Origin of the sequence: Mycobacterium sp. GA-0227b (assembly GCF_001499855.1) — a bacterium.
GTDB lineage: Bacteria > Actinomycetota > Actinomycetes > Mycobacteriales > Mycobacteriaceae > Mycobacterium.
In genome coordinates this window covers 169568-185331 of record NZ_LQIK01000012.1, presented here as the reverse complement: position 1 = coordinate 185331, position 15764 = coordinate 169568, and the positions used below count along the sequence as shown (strand labels likewise).

At 66.8% G+C, this 15764-nt stretch carries 20 protein-coding genes; 9 read left to right on the top strand and 11 right to left on the bottom strand.

Annotated elements, in window-relative coordinates; genetic code table 11:
* Positions 1 to 27: 27 nt before the first annotated feature.
* Genes AU185_RS11310 through AU185_RS11300 form a run of 3 tightly spaced genes read left to right on the top strand, consistent with a single transcriptional unit; the run spans position 28 to position 2887 of the window.
* A complete protein-coding gene (locus AU185_RS11310) occupies positions 28 to 1119 on the top strand; it encodes a CaiB/BaiF CoA transferase family protein (protein ID WP_059097919.1) in 1092 nt (363 codons plus the stop codon).
* A gap of 20 nt (positions 1120 to 1139) precedes the next feature.
* Positions 1140 to 1892: a 3-hydroxyacyl-CoA dehydrogenase gene (locus AU185_RS11305; protein ID WP_059097918.1), complete on the top strand. Its 753-nt coding sequence runs from the start codon at positions 1140 to 1142 to the stop codon at positions 1890 to 1892.
* Entirely contained in the window at positions 1889 to 2887 is a 999-nt protein-coding gene (locus tag AU185_RS11300) for an NAD(P)H-dependent flavin oxidoreductase (protein ID WP_059097917.1), read from the top strand. Before AU185_RS11305 ends, AU185_RS11300 begins: the two co-directional genes overlap by 4 nt.
* A gap of 43 nt (positions 2888 to 2930) precedes the next feature.
* Here AU185_RS11300 and AU185_RS25105 read toward each other — a convergent pair whose 3' ends face one another.
* Both AU185_RS25105 and AU185_RS11295 read right to left on the bottom strand, forming a co-directional pair.
* A complete protein-coding gene (locus AU185_RS25105) occupies positions 2931 to 3083 on the bottom strand; it encodes a hypothetical protein (RefSeq protein ID WP_165606474.1) in 153 nt (50 codons plus the stop codon).
* 78 nt (positions 3084 to 3161) lie between these two features.
* Positions 3162 to 3698 (bottom strand): DoxX family protein, encoded by a 537-nt coding sequence (locus AU185_RS11295; RefSeq protein WP_059097916.1) that lies wholly within the window; start codon positions 3696 to 3698, stop codon positions 3162 to 3164.
* 163 nt (positions 3699 to 3861) lie between these two features.
* Between AU185_RS11295 and AU185_RS11290 the strand changes: the two genes are divergently transcribed.
* The 3 genes from AU185_RS11290 to AU185_RS11280 are packed head-to-tail and all read left to right on the top strand — an operon-like array spanning position 3862 to position 7422.
* Positions 3862 to 6129 (top strand): MMPL family transporter, encoded by a 2268-nt coding sequence (locus tag AU185_RS11290; RefSeq protein WP_059097915.1) that lies wholly within the window; start codon positions 3862 to 3864, stop codon positions 6127 to 6129.
* The gene (locus AU185_RS11285; RefSeq protein ID WP_059097914.1) at positions 6126 to 6806 is read left to right on the top strand and encodes a TetR/AcrR family transcriptional regulator; all 681 of its coding nucleotides are present in this window, start codon (positions 6126 to 6128) and stop codon (positions 6804 to 6806) included. Before AU185_RS11290 ends, AU185_RS11285 begins: the two co-directional genes overlap by 4 nt.
* Positions 6787 to 7422 carry a class I SAM-dependent methyltransferase gene (locus tag AU185_RS11280; protein ID WP_059097913.1) on the top strand — a complete coding sequence of 212 codons (636 nt, stop codon included), beginning with the start codon at positions 6787 to 6789 and terminating at the stop codon, positions 7420 to 7422. The genes AU185_RS11285 and AU185_RS11280 overlap by 20 nt, the downstream gene beginning before the upstream one ends.
* A 10-nt stretch (positions 7423 to 7432) precedes the next feature.
* Here AU185_RS11280 and AU185_RS11275 read toward each other — a convergent pair whose 3' ends face one another.
* From AU185_RS11275 to AU185_RS11265, 3 genes are all read right to left on the bottom strand, one after another.
* Positions 7433 to 7666: a hypothetical protein gene (locus AU185_RS11275; protein ID WP_172800257.1), complete on the bottom strand. Its 234-nt coding sequence runs from the start codon at positions 7664 to 7666 to the stop codon at positions 7433 to 7435.
* Positions 7667 to 7745: 79 nt separating this feature from the next.
* Entirely contained in the window at positions 7746 to 8177 is a 432-nt protein-coding gene (locus AU185_RS11270; protein ID WP_059097911.1) for a hypothetical protein, read from the bottom strand.
* Between the two features lie 127 nt (positions 8178 to 8304).
* Complete coding sequence (locus AU185_RS11265; protein WP_059097910.1) at positions 8305 to 9018, bottom strand: NAD-dependent deacylase; 714 nt, start codon at positions 9016 to 9018, stop codon at positions 8305 to 8307.
* Positions 9019 to 9054: 36 nt separating this feature from the next.
* Here AU185_RS11265 and AU185_RS11260 point away from each other — a divergent pair, with 36 nt between their 5' ends.
* Positions 9055 to 9420: an Rv1152 family transcriptional regulator gene (locus AU185_RS11260; RefSeq protein ID WP_059098399.1), complete on the top strand. Its 366-nt coding sequence runs from the start codon at positions 9055 to 9057 to the stop codon at positions 9418 to 9420.
* 69 nt (positions 9421 to 9489) lie between these two features.
* Here the strand turns inward: AU185_RS11260 and AU185_RS11255 are convergent, their stop codons facing one another.
* From AU185_RS11255 to AU185_RS11245, 3 genes are all read right to left on the bottom strand, one after another.
* Positions 9490 to 10266, bottom strand: coding sequence for a class I SAM-dependent methyltransferase (locus AU185_RS11255; protein ID WP_082683866.1), 777 nt, complete (start codon positions 10264 to 10266; stop codon positions 9490 to 9492).
* A gap of 68 nt (positions 10267 to 10334) precedes the next feature.
* Positions 10335 to 10856 carry a DUF1697 domain-containing protein gene (locus AU185_RS11250; protein ID WP_059097908.1) on the bottom strand — a complete coding sequence of 174 codons (522 nt, stop codon included), beginning with the start codon at positions 10854 to 10856 and terminating at the stop codon, positions 10335 to 10337.
* A complete protein-coding gene (locus tag AU185_RS11245) occupies positions 10853 to 11692 on the bottom strand; it encodes a class I SAM-dependent methyltransferase (RefSeq protein ID WP_059097907.1) in 840 nt (279 codons plus the stop codon). Before AU185_RS11245 ends, AU185_RS11250 begins: the two co-directional genes overlap by 4 nt.
* 30 nt (positions 11693 to 11722) lie before the next feature.
* On the opposite strand from AU185_RS11245, the gene AU185_RS11240 reads away from it, so the two are divergent.
* Together AU185_RS11240 and AU185_RS25335 are read left to right on the top strand one after the other, a co-directional pair.
* A complete protein-coding gene (locus tag AU185_RS11240) occupies positions 11723 to 12166 on the top strand; it encodes a PPOX class F420-dependent oxidoreductase (RefSeq protein WP_059097906.1) in 444 nt (147 codons plus the stop codon).
* Between the two features lie 15 nt (positions 12167 to 12181).
* Positions 12182 to 12349 (top strand): DUF5302 domain-containing protein, encoded by a 168-nt coding sequence (locus AU185_RS25335; RefSeq protein ID WP_172799532.1) that lies wholly within the window; start codon positions 12182 to 12184, stop codon positions 12347 to 12349.
* Here the strand turns inward: AU185_RS25335 and AU185_RS11235 are convergent.
* The 3 genes from AU185_RS11235 to AU185_RS11225 form a co-directional block, all read right to left on the bottom strand.
* Positions 12285 to 13634, bottom strand: a complete 1350-nt coding sequence (locus AU185_RS11235; protein ID WP_059097905.1) for an acyltransferase family protein — start codon at positions 13632 to 13634, stop codon at positions 12285 to 12287. The two genes, AU185_RS25335 and AU185_RS11235, sit on opposite strands and share 65 nt — an antisense overlap.
* A gap of 96 nt (positions 13635 to 13730) precedes the next feature.
* Positions 13731 to 15362: a monocarboxylic acid transporter gene (locus AU185_RS11230; protein WP_059097904.1), complete on the bottom strand. Its 1632-nt coding sequence runs from the start codon at positions 15360 to 15362 to the stop codon at positions 13731 to 13733.
* Positions 15359 to 15709 carry a DUF485 domain-containing protein gene (locus tag AU185_RS11225; RefSeq protein ID WP_059097903.1) on the bottom strand — a complete coding sequence of 117 codons (351 nt, stop codon included), beginning with the start codon at positions 15707 to 15709 and terminating at the stop codon, positions 15359 to 15361. The genes AU185_RS11230 and AU185_RS11225 overlap by 4 nt, the downstream gene beginning before the upstream one ends.
* Positions 15710 to 15764 lie beyond the last annotated feature (55 nt).

The window sequence follows — 15764 nt, the reverse complement described above, 5'->3', positions numbered from 1 at the left end:
GTTCGCCCGGACGGAAGGCGGTTGAGCATGGCGGGACCACTGCACGGACTGCGGGTCATCGAACTCGCGAGCATCGGGCCCGGGCCGCACGCCGCGATGATTCTCGGTGACCTCGGTGCGGACGTCGTGCGCGTCGAACGGCCGGGCAAGCTCGGCGGGGTTCCGACCAGCAAGCGCGAGGCCACGCTGCGCAACCGGCGTTCTGTCGCCGCCGACCTCAAGAGCGATGAGGGTCGCGAACTCGTGCTGCGGCTCGTCGCCAAGGCCGACGTGCTGATCGAGGGGCTGCGCCCGGGTGTGACCGAGCGACTCGGACTGGGCCCGGAGGACTGCGCGAAAGTCAACGAGCGGCTGATCTACGGGCGCATGACCGGCTGGGGCCAGACCGGGCCCCGCCGCCTGCAGGCCGGCCACGACATCAACTACATCTCGCTCAACGGCGTGCTGCATTCGATCGGTCGGGCGGGGGAGCGGCCCGTCCCGCCGCTGAACCTGACCGGCGACTTCGGCGGCGGCTCGATGTTCCTGCTCGTCGGCATCCTGTCCGCGTTGTTCGAACGGCAGACGTCGGGTAAGGGCCAGGTGGTCGACGCCGCGATGATCGACGGTTCCAGCGTGCTGGCGCAGATGATCTGGGGCTTCCTGCAGGACGGCCTCTGGGTCGACCAGCGTGGCGTGAACATCCTCGACGGCGGGGCGCCCTACTACGACACCTACACCTGCGCCGACGGCCGCTACATCGCCGTCGGCTGCATCGAACCGCAGTTCTATGCCGCTTTCCTCAAGGGCCTCGGTATCGACGGTGAAGATTTGCCCGACCAGAACGACGTGAGCCGCTGGCCGGAGCTGCGCGAGCGGTTCAGCGAGGTCATCGGCGCCAAGGACCGCGACCACTGGGCCAAGGTCTTCGCCGACAGCGATGCCTGTGTGACACCCGTGCTGTCGTTCTCCGAGGTGGAGTCCGAGCCGCACGTCACCGAGCGCAACACCTTCTATCGCGACGGCGACCATCTGCAGCCGATGCCCGCGCCGCGGTTCTCCCGCAGCGTGCCCGCCGCACCGACGCCAGCAGGCGAAGCCGGAGCCGACACCGAAGCCGTCTTACGAGACTGGGTCTGAACAGAAAGGAACACCCTCAAGTGGAGATCAAGGACGCCGTAGCCGTCGTCACCGGTGGAGCCTCGGGCCTCGGCCTGGCCACCACCAAGCGCCTACTCGACAAGGGCGCATCGGTGGTCGTCATCGACCTCAAGGGCGAGGACGCTGTCAAAGAACTCGGCGATCGCGCCCAGTTCGTGGAGACCAACGTGACCGACCCCGACGCGGTGGCCGCCGCGCTCGACGCCGCCGAGAAGATGGGCCCCCTGCGCATCAACGTCAACTGCGCGGGCATCGGCAACGCGATCAAGACGCTCTCGAAGGACGGTCCGTTCCCGCTCGACGGGTTCAAGAAGGTGATCGAGGTCAACTTGATCGGCACGTTCAACGTGCTGCGGCTCGCCGCGGAGCGCATCGCCAAGACCGAGCCGGTTGACGGCGAGCGCGGTGTCATCGTCAACACCGCCTCCGTGGCGGCGTTCGAGGGCCAGATCGGTCAGGCCGCGTACTCGGCGTCCAAAGGCGGTGTGGTCGGCATGACGCTGCCGATCGCGCGTGACCTGTCCCGTGATCTGATCCGCGTCTGCACCATCGCGCCGGGTCTGTTCAAGACCCCGCTGCTGGGCTCGCTGCCCGAGGAGGCGCAGGTCTCGCTGGGCAAGCAGGTTCCGCACCCGGCCCGCCTCGGCGATCCCGACGAGTACGGTGCGCTGGCCGTGCACATCGTGGAGAACCCGATGCTCAACGGTGAGGTCATCCGTCTGGACGGCGCGATCAGGATGGCGCCGCGATGACGATCACGACGAAGTTCACCGAGACGTTCGGCATTGAACATCCCGTCGTGCAGGGCGGGATGCAGTGGGTCGGCCGCGCGGAACTTGTTGCGGCCGTGGCGAATGCGGGCGCGCTCGGTTTCATCACCGCGCTGACTCAGCCCACGCCGGCCGACTTGGCGAAGGAGATCGCCAAGTGCCGCGACCTGACCGACAAGCCGTTCGGCGTCAACCTGACGATTCTGCCGACGATCAACCCGCCGCCCTACGACGAGTACCGCCAGGTGATCGTCGACTCCGGCATCAAGATCGTGGAGACCGCGGGCTCGAACCCGGCTCCGCACCTGCCGATGTTCCACGACAACGGCATCAAGGTGCTGCACAAGTGCACCTCGGTGCGCCACGCCGTCAAAGCGCAGAGCCTGGGCGTGGACGGCATCAGCATCGACGGGTTCGAGTGCGCCGGGCATCCCGGTGAGGACGACATCCCGGGGCTGGTGCTGATTCCGGCCGCATCGACCAAGATCGACATCCCGATGATCGCCTCGGGCGGATTCGCCGACGGCCGCGGACTGGTCGCGGCGCTCGCGCTGGGCGCCGACGGCATCAACATGGGATCGCGCTTCATGTGCACCGTCGAATCGGCGATTCACCAGAACGTCAAGGAAGCGATCGTCGCGGGCACCGAGCTCGACACGGAGCTGATCTTCCGGCCGCTGCGTAACACCGCGCGTGTGGCCAGCAACGCGGTCTCGCGCGAGGTCGTGGAGATTCTCAACCGGGGCGGTCAGTTCGAGGACGTCAAGGATCTGGTGGCGGGCAAGCGCGGCGTGAAGGTCTACGAGGTCGGCGATCTCGACGCCGGCATCTGGAGTGTGGGCACCGCGATGGGCCTGATCAACGACATCCCGACTTGCGGGGAACTGGTTGCTCGCATCGTCGAGGAAGCCGAGGAGATCATCACGGATCGGCTGAGCGGGATGGTTTTGGCCGACGAGGAAGAGAACGTGGCGTAAGCGAACGTCCGAGCGAACGCGCGGCCCCTCGGCGCGCGTTCGGTCAGACGGCGGTGCGCAGGGGGTGCTCGTCGTCGAGCTGCTCCGAGGTATCGCCTTCTACCAGGACATCGCCGTGGTAGAGCGCCTCGAAGTCAACCTTGATGACATCGGCACTGGTGTCGTCGATCCACATGTACTCGACAGTAGGGGTCACCTCTAAGGAATCTTTGAGTCACGATTCGGAAAATCGTGGCAATCTTACCGGCGGGTAGGTTTTTGCCGGAGAACCGTTCTAGCTCGGGGCGGTGAAGTGGATCGGGTTCGTTCCGAGCAGCGCCACCCACGTCAGGACCGCCGCGGCCAAGGCCGCGATGAGCAGGCCTACCGCTATGCGCGTTCCCCACAAAGTTCTGCCGAGCACCTTCGCATCGACCGAGTACGCGCCGGCGCCGAGGAACAACAGTGCTGTCGCTCCGATGCCGATCAGGAACGGCGCATTGAACGGTTCGGACCAGAAGGCCATCGCCGACACATTGACCGCCCATGCGTCGACCATCGCCGCGATCACCGCGAACGCCGCCAACGGCGTCAGCGCGCCGGCGATCAAGCCGAGGCCGCCGAGCGTTTCGGCCGTCGTCACCATGAGCGCCGCCAGACCGGGTAGTCGCCAGCCGGCGGACTCCATGAAGCCGACCGCGGTATTGAAGTCGAAGGCCTTGATCAGGCCGGCCTGAAGAATCGCCGCGCCGATGCCGATCCGCAGGATCAGCAGGCCGAGGTCCACAGCGGTGTCGCGCGTGGTGGTGGTGGCCACGTCCGTCGTTGTCATGCCGATTACGACTACCAGACAAGTCAGAACTCATCGCGGGGAATCGCGGTGAACGTCGCGGGCACGTGAACCGTGTTCCGTAGGGGGCATTGACTCCCCTGACTTACCGCTGTTAAGTTAGCGTCGTTAGCCGCAAGGGGACTGCCGATCGAGAGGATGCGGCGTGCTGCAACGAATCGCACATCTGGCCCTGGCGGCGCCTCGGCGCGTCGTCGCGATCGCAGTGTTGGTGATGGTCGCGTGCGGCGTGTTCGGGATTCCCGTCGCCAAGCACCTGTCCGCCGGCGGGTTCCAGGATCCGACGTCGGAGTCGGCGTCGGCCACCCGGCTGTTGGTGGACAAGTTCGGTCAGGGCGACATGGAACTGCTCATCAGCGTGCGCTCCGAGGAGGGTGCGCGGAGTGCCGCGGCCCGTGCCGTCGGGGAGGACCTCGCCGCACAGCTGCGGGCCGCGCCGTCCGTCATCGACGTGACATCGCTGTGGACCGCGCCGCCCACGGCCGCGCCGGCGTTGATCAGTCGCGATGGCAAGACGGGATTGATCGTCGCGGGCATCACGGGCGGCGAGAGCGGGGCGCAGAAGCACGCGAAGGAACTCACCGAGCGGCTCGTGCACGACCGCGACGGCGTCACCGTGCGCGCCGGTGGCGAGGCGATGATCTACGTGCAGATCAACGGGCAGAGCGAAAAAGACCTGTTGAGGATGGAAGCCATCGCGATTCCGTTGAGCTTCGTGGCGCTGGTCTGGGTGTTCGGCGGGCTGCTGGCCGCCGCGCTGCCGCTGGCGATCGGTGGCTTCGCGATTCTCGGTTCGATGGCCGTGTTGCGCGCGGTCACCTACTTCACCGACGTGTCGATCTTCGCGTTGAACCTCTCCGTGGCAATGGGATTGGCGCTCGCGATCGACTACACGTTGCTGATCATCAGCAGATACCGAGACGAGATCGCCGACGGAGCCGACCGGGACCGCGCGCTGGTGCGCACCATGGCGACGGCCGGGCGCACGGTGTTGTTCTCCGCGATGACGGTGGCGCTGTCGATGGTCGCGATGGTGCTGTTTCCGATGTACTTCCTGAAGTCGTTCGCCTATGCGGGAATTGCGGTGGTGACGTTCGCGGCGGTCGCAGCGGTGGTGGTCGCGCCCGCGGCGATCGCGTTGCTCGGCGACCGGATGGATTCGTTGGATGCGCGCCGGCTTGCGCGTTGGGTGTTCAGCCGGCCGGATCCGGTGCGCAAGCCCGTCGAGCAGACGTTCTGGTACCAATGCACGAAATACGTGATGCGCCGGGCACTTCCGATCGGGTTCGCGATCGTCGTGCTGCTGCTGGTGCTCGGCGCGCCGTTCCTGGGCGCGAAGTGGGGATTCCCCGACGACCGGGTACTGCCGGAGTCGGCGTCGGCGCGCCAGGTCGGCGACGACCTGCGCACCAACTTCGCCGTCGACTCGGCGCGCAACGTCACTGTCGTCATACCCGACACCCGCGGGATCGCGCCCACGCTGGTGGACCGCTATGCCGCAGACCTGTCGCGCGTCGCCGACGTGTCCTCCGTGTCGGCGCCCGGCGGGACGTTCGTCGACGGCAGGGCGGTCGGCCCGCCCTCGGCCGCGACCGGCGTCAACGACGGCAGCGCGTTCCTCACGGTGGCCAGCACCGCGCCCCTGTTCAGCGACGCCTCCGAGGCGCAACTCGATCGACTGCGGGCGGTGAGCACCCCTGCCGATGTTCCGGTCCAGCTGACCGGTGTCGCACAGATCAACCGCGACAGTTCCTCGGCGATCACGTCGCGGCTACCGCTGGTGCTCGGCGTGATTGCCGCGATCACCTTCGTGCTGCTGTTCCTGCTCACCGGCAGCGTCGTGCTACCGCTGAAGGCCTTGGTGCTCAACGTCTTGTCGCTGACGGCTGCGTTCGGGGCACTGGTGTGGATCTTCCAGGAGGGTCATCTCGGCGCACTGGGCACGACACCGACCGGGACACTGGTGGCGAACATGCCGGTACTGTTGTTCTGCATCGCTTTTGGGTTGTCGATGGACTACGAGGTCTTCCTGGTATCGCGGATCCGCGAATTCTGGTTGAAGTCGGGACGGACCCGCGCCGACAACGACGAGAGCGTGGCGCTCGGCCTGGCGAAGACGGGCCGCGTGGTCACCGCGGCGGCGCTGCTGATGTCGATCTCGTTCGCGGCGCTGATCGCCGCTGAGGTGGCGTTCATGCGAATGTTCGGCGTCGGGTTGACCCTCGCGATACTCGCGGATGCCACACTGGTGCGCATGGCACTGGTTCCCGCGTTCATGCATCTGCTCGGCCGCTGGAACTGGTGGGCGCCCAAGCCGCTGGCCAAGCTACACGCACGAATCGGCCTCGCCGAGGCGGCCGAAACCCCGCCGGCCGTAACGGAACCGTCGAGCCAACCCGTGGGAACGCGATGAAACGCCGGCGTGCGCCACGCGGATCGGGAGAGCAGCTGCGCGACGAGATCCTCGACGCGACCACCGATCTGCTGCTCGAGACCGGCCACGCCAAAGACGTGTCGATCCGGTCGGTGGCGCAACGGGTGGGGGTGACGCCGCCGTCGATCTATCTGCACTTCGCGGACAAGGATGCGCTGCTCGACGCGGTGTGTGCGAGGTATTTCGAAAATCTCGATGAGGAAATGCAACGGGCGGCGGCCGACGAACCGTCGACCATTGATGTGCTGCGCGCGCAGGGGATGGCGTATGTCCGGTTCGCGCTGAAAACGCCTGAGCTGTACCGCATTGCCACGATGGGACCGGGCCGGCCGGGCAGCGACGTGGACGTCGCGCTCAACAGCTCGGCGTTCGCCCACATCCGAAGCTCGGTCGAGTCGCTGATGGCCGAAGGCGTTTTCGCTGCTGGCGATTCGACCGTCGTTGCGTTGGAATTATGGGCGTCGGCGCATGGGGTGGCGGCGATGCTCATCTCCAGGCCGTACCTACCCTGGGGTGACGTCGAGGAATTCACCGACCGGGCGCTACGGGCCGTGGTCGTGGGAGAGATTGTCGCGGGCGGCATCGACCCGAAGGCCCCACCGCAGGAGACCGTCGCACAACTGAAGGGACTGCAGAATGTCGAACACAGTAGATAACCCGTTCTTCGCGAGGTTGTGGACCGTGATGTCGACGCACGAGACCGACGCCATCCGGCAGTTGCGCCGCGAGAACCTCGCCGGCCTGTCCGGCCGCGTGCTCGAGGTCGGCGCGGGTACCGGGACCAACTTCGAGTTCTACCCCGATACGGTCACCGAGGTGGTGGCCGTCGAACCCGAGCGCCGCCTGGCCGAACATGCCCAGCGGGCTGCCGCGTCGGTGCAGGTCCCGGTCACCGTCAGGACCGACACGGTCGAGCAGTTCATGGCCTCCGGCAATGAACCGTTCGACGCCGTGGTCTGCTCACTGGTGCTGTGTTCGATCGACAACCCCGAAACCGTGCTGCGGCAGCTGCATTCGCTGTTACGACCGGGCGGCGAACTCCGCTATCTCGAGCACATCGCCGCCAGCGGTGCTCGCGCGCGGCTGCAGAGGATCGCCGACGCGACGGTGTGGCCGCGGCTGCTCGGCAACTGCCACACCCATCGTCATACCGAGCAAAGCATCGTCGGCGCCGGCTTCGACGTGGCGGGCGCCCGGCGGGAATGGACGATACCGCGGTGGTTGCCGCTGCCGGTCGCGGAGGTTGCGATCGGGCGGGCGGTCAAGCCCTAGCCGAGGGCGGCTACCCCCGCCGACGACCGGGGAAGCCGCTGCCCATCCCGAACGGGAGCTGGGGCTGGTTCGCGGGCGGCGCAACCGTCCCCGGCCGCGTCTTGATCGACACGCTGCCGTTGGTCTGGCAGACGGACTGGAACTGCGTATTCTGGCAGGTCGGTCGGGCATCGGCCGTCGGGGCCGAAATGCCCGTCACGACAACCAGACTCGCCATCAGCAGTGCTGGCTTGATGCGGCCCATCATGGTGTCCTTCCCAGTGCGGGCGAGAACTGCGATAGCGGAATGGTTATGCGCTGCACGTCGCGATATCCGGCGGCCATCAGGGGCAGGCCGATATGACAACGGGGGCGGACGGACTCAGTGGCGTGTTGTTGGCCGCTGCCCGATTGAATGCATCCGCGCGGGCCGCCTCGACAGTCACGCCGGCTCCGCCCGCCACTACGTCGCTGACGTCGTCAGCGACGGATACGATGCAGAGCCGATCGTTGGTCACCTCGTCGCTGGTGCACTCCACGCCACCGGCGCTCTCGCACTGCGCGATCACGGCCGCCGAAGCCTCGTCGTTGGTGTCGCCGGTCGCGGTGAAACCCACCACGGCGCCTTCGAACACACCGGTACCGACCGCCGCGGAGATGTCCTCGGGGTCCTCGACAACACCACCTTGACCGCCCGCCCAAGCGGTGCCCGCCGAGATGCCCGCGCCGATTACGCCCACAGCCGCGATCACCGAAACCAAACGGGTATTGACCATTCGGATTCCTCTCATCAGCAGAGTATTTCGGATATTACACAGCGCCGATCTTGACAGTTCGAAATCGACGAAGTTGTCCGATGCACTCGGTTGACGAATCGCCGACCGATCAAACGCACGCGAGTCGCTAGCGGAGCAGCGCGGGCAGCCGCTGCAGCAGATCGGGCAGCGCACTCACCGCGGTTTCCCGCAGTGAGACCGTCGCGGCGTCGGACAGCGGTGTGCGTTCGGGATTCACCTCGATGACCACGGTGCCGTTGGCCAACGCGATCTCGGGAAGCCCGGCCGCGGGATAGACGATCGACGAGGTGCCGACGACGATGACGAGGTCCGCCCCGGTGACCGCCTCCACCGACCGCTGCCATGCATCCTCGGGCAGCGCCTCGCCGAACCAGACCACGTTCGGACGGATGAGTCCGCCGCAGGCGCACCGCGGCGGCTCGACGGTTTCCACCGGTTCCGGCATGGCGGGTAGGTCTCCGGCGTAGGCCGCTTGGCAGCGGTCGCAGCGAAATTCGAACAAGCTGCCGTGCAGGTGATAGACGTTCTTGCTGCCCGCGCGCTCATGCAGGTCGTCGACATTCTGGGTGACGACGTGCACCTCGGCATGGTCCTGCCAGGCCGCGACGGCGAGGTGGCCGTCGTTGGGCTGCACCGCACCCATCATGTAGTGCCGCCACAGATACCACGCCCACACCTTCTCCGGGTTTGCTCGCCAGCCCTCCGAGCTGGAGATTTCGTACGGGTCGACCTTCGCCCACAGCCCGGTCTCGACGTCGCGGAACGTCGGCACCCCGCTCTCGGCCGAGATGCCCGCGCCGCTGAGAACCGTTACCTGCACATGACCAAACTAGCCGGTGTGGGCAATACTGAGCACGTGGCCAACTTGGGGGATTGGGTACGAATCGACCAGCGTTCGTCAGGCGCTTTGTTCGACCAACTGAGGACGCAGATCATCGACGGCGTTCGTGACGGCAGGCTGGCGCCGGGGACAAGGTTGCCGACGGTGCGTGAGTTGGCCGGCCAGCTCGGTCTCGCGGTGAACACGGTGGCCCGGGCGTACCGCGAGTTGGAATCCGCCGGAATCCTCGAAACCCGTGGCCGCTTCGGAACGTTCGTCGCCCGCGCGGACCCCGCGGACGCCGCGATGGCCACCGCTGCGAACACGTTCGTCTCGGCGGCCAAGGCGCTCGGCGTCGACAAGGCCGATGCGTTGAGGTATGTGGAGACGGCGTTCGGCTGAGCTCAGCCGCAGCCGAATGACGATCTAGCGGCGAGGCACGAGCTGCGTTGAGGAGTACGGCAATAAATGTCAGCCGAATTCGAGCAGCGTGAACACCGGTCGTACGGAATCGAACATGGGAAGCCGCTGAGCGCCCCACATCAGGGCGTTGAGCACCTTGCCGCGTCCGGGCGGCAGCGGCACGTCGTGCACCGCGCGGATACCCGGGATCTCGTCGACCAGGCCCGCGACTTGTGAGGGTGTCATGCTGAACGGCATCGGCGGCACCCGGTAGCGCAACGACGGACGCAACAGGCCGCGGGTGATCAACTGGGCGAACCAAGCCGGCGCCAGGTCGAACATCATCCGTCCGCCGGGAAAGCGGTCGGCGCACTCGGCGATCAGGCCGAGCGCCTCGTGCGGCTGCAGGTACATCAACAGCCCCTCGGCGGTGATGAACACCCCATGCTCGGTGTCCACCTGATCCATCCAGCTGAAGTCGAGCGCCGACTGGGCCAGCATCTGCACCCGGTCAGAGGAGGGCAGAAGCTTGCGTCGCATCTCGATCATCGGCGGCAGATCCACGGTGAGCCAACGGAACTCGTGCCCCACATCCGCGGCATCGAGGCGGTAGAAGCTGGTCTGCAGTCCCTCGGCAAGCGCCACCACGGTCGCGCGTGGATGATCACCGAGATAACGACGCGCCTCCCGGTCGAACGCCAGCGCCCGCACCGCCATGTCCTGACGGCGCGAGAGCCCGAACTTGGCGAAGTCGAAGTCGATGGAGTCGGCGAGCTGGATGGCCATCGGGTCCTCGATGAGCGCATCCGGTCGACGGGCCTCCGTCGCCCGCACGCGCAGCGTCATCAAAGCGGTCTCGGAGACACCGGTCAGCACGGTGCCGTCGGCTTTCGAACTCACCTGACCGAATGTACCTACCGCAACAGCTTGTCCAGCGTGCGCAGGTTGCGGGTGGTGGTGGACGACTTGTAGCGCTTCTTGCCCATGGTCTTGCCGATCGTCGAGTCCAGCGTCGCGGCTCTGGGCACCTGCCAGTAGATGACCCCGTCGCCGCGCTGGATCTTCTCGTCGGGTCCGGCGTCGTCGCCCATTGCGGCCAGCTCGTCGAGCACCTTCTCGTCGGTCACGAATGTCACGTACGAGTGGTGTTCGGGCACCTCGCGTTCGAAGGGGTACCCGCCGGAGATCGCCGCCACCACATCGAGCGGGTAGGCCAGCACCCAGGCGTCGTAGCCGAAGGTGTCGCGCAGCACCTTCTCCGCCTTCCGGCGCACCGCGTCGACTCCGGCCTTGCTGTCGAACAGGACGTTACCGCTGGCGAGAACCGTTCGCACCGAACCAAATCCGGCGTCTTCAAACGCCTTTGCGACGTCGGCCATCTTGAGGTTGACGCCCCCGACGTTGACCCCGCGCAGAAACGCGGCATAGCGCGTCATGACCCGAACTCCAGCAGCGTGAAGCTGGGACGGCCGCGGCGCATGACCCCGACGCGATCCCAGACGGGTGAGGCGAGCACCTTGAACAACCCGCGTCCCGGCGGCATTGCGACGTCTCGGGCGGCGCACACACCGGGAATGCGCCCGGCCAGCGCGACGGCCTCGTCCGGCGACAGCCCGAACGGCATCGGCGGCGCGACATATCGGTCGGAGAGCTTGAGTTTTCCGCTCACCGTGCGGCGGCTGAACCACGGCGGGACCGAGTCGAACATCAGCCGGCCACCGGGGAAGCGGGCCGCGCAGTCGCGGATCAGGCCCAGCGCGTCGTCCGGATCGAGATACATCAGCAGGCCTTCGGCGGTGATGAACACGCCGTGAGTCGCGTCTACGCGATCCATCCAGCTGCGGTCGAGCACCGACTGCGCCAGCGGCACGATGCGGTCGTCGTGCGGTAACAGCTTGTCCCGCAACGCCATGACGGGAGGGAGATCGACTGAGTACCAAGTCAATTCGTCGGTGACACCGCGGCGCTGCAAACGCCAGAAACTGGTCTGCAGGCCTTCGGCGAGTGCCACCACCGACGCCTTCGGATGCGCGGCCAGGTATTCGCGCGCGGCCGCGTCGAAGGCCACGGCGCGCAATGCGTGCGATTGGTTGGGTTTGCCGAACTTGCGGTAGTCGTAGTCGATCGCGTCGAACAACGTGACGGCCCAGGGGTCGCGGATCACCCCGTCGGACCGCTTGGCCTCACTGGCGCGGTTGTGCGGCGTCCACAGCGTGGTCGCGGAGACGCCATCGAGCACATTGCCGTCTATTCGAGGTCCAGGACCGGTCACACGTCGATGGTAGAGACGTAGGCTCGGTACATGGGGCGCCACGTGTTCGACGACAAGCTGCTCGCGCTGATCGGCGGGAACTCGCTGGGCGTCCTCGCGACGATCAAGCGCGACGGCCGCCCGCAGCTGTCGAACGTGTCCTACTACTTCGATCCGCGTGCGCTGACCATCCAGGTGTCGATCACCGAGCCGCGGGCCAAGACCCGCAATCTGCGGCGCGACCCCCGGGCCTCGATCCACGTCAGCTCCGATGACGGCTGGTCGTATGCGGTCGCCGAGGGCGACGCCGTCCTCACCCCGCCCGCGGCCTCCCGAGACGACGACACCGTCGAGGCGCTGATCGCCTTGTATCGCAACATCGCCGGTGAGCATCCCGACTGGGACGACTACCGGCGGGCGATGGTCGACGACCGCCGGGTGGTGATGACGCTGCCGATCTCGCACTTATATGGGATGCCGCCGGGTAGGCGGTAGAGCTAGGCTGCCGTCATGGCCGATGCACCGGAAGACGAGACCAAGCGCAAGTTCCGGGAAGCGCTGGAGCGCAAGAAGGCCCAGGCGGCCGGCGGGTCTGCGCACAAGGACGGTGGCGCTAAGCAACCGAAGGCGCACGGTCCGGTCGAGCACCGGCGGGAGTTCCGGCGCAAGAGCGGCTGATCGCACGACGATCGGCCAACCGTCGCGCGGCCACCAGTGCCGCGAGCATCACCGCGACGCAGACGAGCCCCTGGTCCTTGAGCCCCCATCCGACTGAGGCCAGTGTCGCCGCTCCCGCGACGCACAGCAGTACGCCCACCGCGGCGCTGCGGGCGCCGGGCCCGTCGATGAAACCGCCGTCCCATAGCGGCAGCGGGTCGTTCTCCAGCGGCCGAAGCGCGATGAACAACACCGCGACCACCGCCGCCATGATCAGCAACTGCGCGATCGACAGCACCATGAAACCGGCCGACGACGGGTCGATGCGTGGGTAGCCGAGGTAGTCGAAGGCCAGGTGCATCGCCAGCAGCGGTGGAATGTGCCACAGGTACAGCGTCATCGCACCGGTGTTGCCGATCGCGACCGCCCACCACACCCGGGGCCGGCTCGCCCACCGCGCAATGACGGGTGCGGCCGCAATCGCGAACGCGCACATCATGATTGCGTGTCCGGCCAGCAGCAGTGACGGCGGCGTCATGTTCTTCAACTGCTGAGTTTCGATACCGACGAGGCTCAGCTCGTAGGGTCCGTACGTCAGCAGAGCGAGGTTGACCGCCAGCATCACCACGCCGACTCCGAGCGCGGCGCGCGGGGTCAGATGGCTGCGCCGGTAGCCGACCGCGAGCATGCCGGGGATCAGCCAAGCGGCCATGTTCAAATAGCCCAGCCCCGACCAGCCGTCGACGTTGATTCGGACCGCGTCGACGACGGCCACCGCGCACCACGCGATCAGTACCGCGCCGGCGAGCCTGCCGGCGGTGGTGATCCGGGCTAGTAGCGGCACCGCGGCCAGCACCAGCACGTAGGCGCCGAGGAACCACAGCAGCTGGGTCGAGACCCCCGCGATCGGTTCGTAAACGTGCTCGGGCAGCACGAGCCGGCCCGCGGTCAACGCGACCGCCCAGAACGTCAGGTAGTAGAACACCGGGCGGTACAGCCTCGTGCAGCGCTTCATCAGCCAGTTGCCCCAACTGGTTCCCGGCTGCCACGACTCGACGGACGCCGCCACTCCTGCGAAGAAGAACAGCGGCATGATCTGGAACACCCACGTCAGTACTTGGAAGACCGGGGAAGCGGTCAGCAGGTTGCTCCAGATGAAAACGTCGTCGCGGATCTCGCTGGTGGCCATGACGGTGTGCCCCACCACGACACCGACCAGCGACACGATGCGGATGACGTCGATGACGCGGTCACGGCCGACAGGCGTACTCGCCTCGACCTGCGCAGGGCTCGGGAAAATCGGCATGCCTCGAAGTTTGGCCGGGCGGGTGCCGTCGCGAATGAGTAGAACCACTCAACCGTTGCGGGCGGCGACTCACGGAACGCCGTTCGCGAGTTGGGTCTAGTGTGCGACGGCCTTCTCCGCGCCGACGCCGGTGAGCGCCCGCACCTCGAATTCGGCGTTGGTGTCGGGATTGCCGCGGTCCCGCGATGTCAGCGTGCCCACGACGCCGAGCACGAACGCCAGCGGAATGGACACGATGCCGGGATTGGCCAGAGGGAACCATGCGAAGTCGACGTCGGTCAGCATCGCGGTCTTGGAGCCGGAAACGGCGGGGGAGAACACGATCAGCACGATCGTCGAAATCAGGCCGCCGTACATGCTCCACAGCGCGCCGCGGGTGTTGAACCGCGGCCAGTACAGCGAATACAGGATCGTGGGCAGGTTCGCCGCGGCGGCCACCGCGAACGCCAGCGCGACGAGGAACGCGATGTTCTGTTCGGCGGCCAGCACGCCCAGGCCGATCGCGAAGATGCCGAGCACCACCACCGTGATGCGCGAGACCCGCACCTGTTCGTACTCGGAGACTTTGTGGCTCTTCATCACGCTGGCGTAGATGTCGTGGGCGAACGACGTCGCCGCCGTGATGGTCAGGCCCGCGACCACCGCGAGGATCGTCGCGAACGCGACGGCCGAGATGATGCCCAGCAGGATCACCCCGCCGAGTTCGAACGCCAGCAGCGGGGCCGCCGAGTTCTGCCCGCCCGGCGCGGCCAGGATCGTGTCCGGTCCCACGAGCGCCGCGGCGCCGTATCCGAGCGCGAGCGTGAACAGGTAGAACGCGCCGATCAGCGCGATCGCCCAGACCACCGACCGGCGCGCCTCCTTGGCGGTCGGGACCGTGTAGAACCGCATCAGCACGTGGGGCAGACCCGCGGTGCCCAGCACCAGCGCCAGCGCCAACGAGATGAAGTTGATCTGCGACGTCAGCGAGGCGCCGTACTGCGCGCCGGGGGCCAGCACGTCGCGCCCGGCGACGGCCTCGTTGGCGGACCCGGACACCGCCGATTGCGCCGCGCCGAGGATCTCGGAGAAGTTCGCACCGAACTTGGCGAGCACCCACACCGTCATCAGCGCGGCACCGCCGATCAACAGCACGGCCTTGATGATCTGCACCCAGGTGGTGCCCTTCATGCCGCCGATCAGCACGTAGACGATCATCAGTACCCCGACGACCGCGATCACGAGGGCTTGGCCGAGGTCGCTGGTGACGTTGAGCAGCAGGGCGACCAGACCGCCGGCGCCGGCCATCTGTGCCAGGAGGTAGAACAGGCAGACGGCCAGCGTGGTGGTCGCCGCGGCGAGGCGCACCGGACGCTGCTCGAGCCGAAAGCTCAACACGTCGGCCATCGTGAATTTGCCTGCGTTGCGCAGCAATTCGGCGACCAGGAGCAGCGCCACCAGCCAGGCGACCAGGAAACCGATGGAGTACAGGAACCCGTCGTAGCCGTAGACCGCGATCGCGCCCGCAATACCGAGGAAGCTGGCGGCCGACAGGTAGTCACCGGAGATCGCGATACCGTTCTGCGGGCCGGTGAACGCTCGTCCCGCGGTGAAGAACTCGGCGGCGGTGGCGTTCTTCTTGCTCGCGCGGATCACGATGTACAGCGTCACCGCGACGAACAGTGCGAAGATTCCGATGTTGGCGACGGGGTTGCCGACGCCCGAGTCGGCGGCCAGCAGCGTGGTCATACCGCGTTGCCTTCCAGCTTGGTGCGGATCGCGTCGGCCCGCGGATCGAGTTCACGGTTGGCGAAGCGGACGTAGAGACCGGTGATGACGAACGTAGAGACGAACTGGCCCAGGCCGATCAGGATTCCGACGTTGATATCGCCCCACACCTTGATCGCCATGAAGTCGTGCGCGAACGCACCCAGTAGCACGTAGGCGAAGTACCAGACGAGAAACAGTGCGCTCATCGGGAAGACGAAGCGGCGCAGCCTGCTACGCAGTTCCTGGAACTCCGGGCTGGCTTGTGCGGCCCGATACTCTTTGCCGCTGATCGGGGTGTCCGAGGGTGATTGTTGGGTCTCGGGCACCGGCGACTCCTGACCTCGATGTAGTTGTGCGTCACGCTGGGCTGGTTGCCACGCA

What these genes read in the sequence shown, in the direction of transcription:
- AU185_RS11310 (WP_059097919.1), top strand. Translation starts at nt 28, where the DNA reads ATGGCGGGACCACTGCACGGACTGCGGGTCATCGAACTCGCGAGCATC.
- AU185_RS11300 (WP_059097917.1), top strand. Translation starts at nt 1,889, where the DNA reads ATGACGATCACGACGAAGTTCACCGAGACGTTCGGCATTGAACATCCC.
- AU185_RS11295 (WP_059097916.1), bottom strand. Translation starts at nt 3,698, where the DNA reads ATGACAACGACGGACGTGGCCACCACCACCACGCGCGACACCGCTGTG.
- AU185_RS11285 (WP_059097914.1), top strand. Translation starts at nt 6,126, where the DNA reads ATGAAACGCCGGCGTGCGCCACGCGGATCGGGAGAGCAGCTGCGCGAC.
- AU185_RS11280 (WP_059097913.1), top strand. Translation starts at nt 6,787, where the DNA reads ATGTCGAACACAGTAGATAACCCGTTCTTCGCGAGGTTGTGGACCGTG.
- AU185_RS11275 (WP_172800257.1), bottom strand. Translation starts at nt 7,666, where the DNA reads ATGGGCCGCATCAAGCCAGCACTGCTGATGGCGAGTCTGGTTGTCGTG.
- AU185_RS11270 (WP_059097911.1), bottom strand. Translation starts at nt 8,177, where the DNA reads ATGGTCAATACCCGTTTGGTTTCGGTGATCGCGGCTGTGGGCGTAATC.
- AU185_RS11255 (WP_082683866.1), bottom strand. Translation starts at nt 10,266, where the DNA reads ATGACGCTGCGCGTGCGGGCGACGGAGGCCCGTCGACCGGATGCGCTC.
- AU185_RS11250 (WP_059097908.1), bottom strand. Translation starts at nt 10,856, where the DNA reads ATGACGCGCTATGCCGCGTTTCTGCGCGGGGTCAACGTCGGGGGCGTC.
- AU185_RS11240 (WP_059097906.1), top strand. Translation starts at nt 11,723, where the DNA reads ATGGGGCGCCACGTGTTCGACGACAAGCTGCTCGCGCTGATCGGCGGG.
- AU185_RS25335 (WP_172799532.1), top strand. Translation starts at nt 12,182, where the DNA reads ATGGCCGATGCACCGGAAGACGAGACCAAGCGCAAGTTCCGGGAAGCG.
- AU185_RS11235 (WP_059097905.1), bottom strand. Translation starts at nt 13,634, where the DNA reads ATGCCGATTTTCCCGAGCCCTGCGCAGGTCGAGGCGAGTACGCCTGTC.
- AU185_RS11230 (WP_059097904.1), bottom strand. Translation starts at nt 15,362, where the DNA reads ATGACCACGCTGCTGGCCGCCGACTCGGGCGTCGGCAACCCCGTCGCC.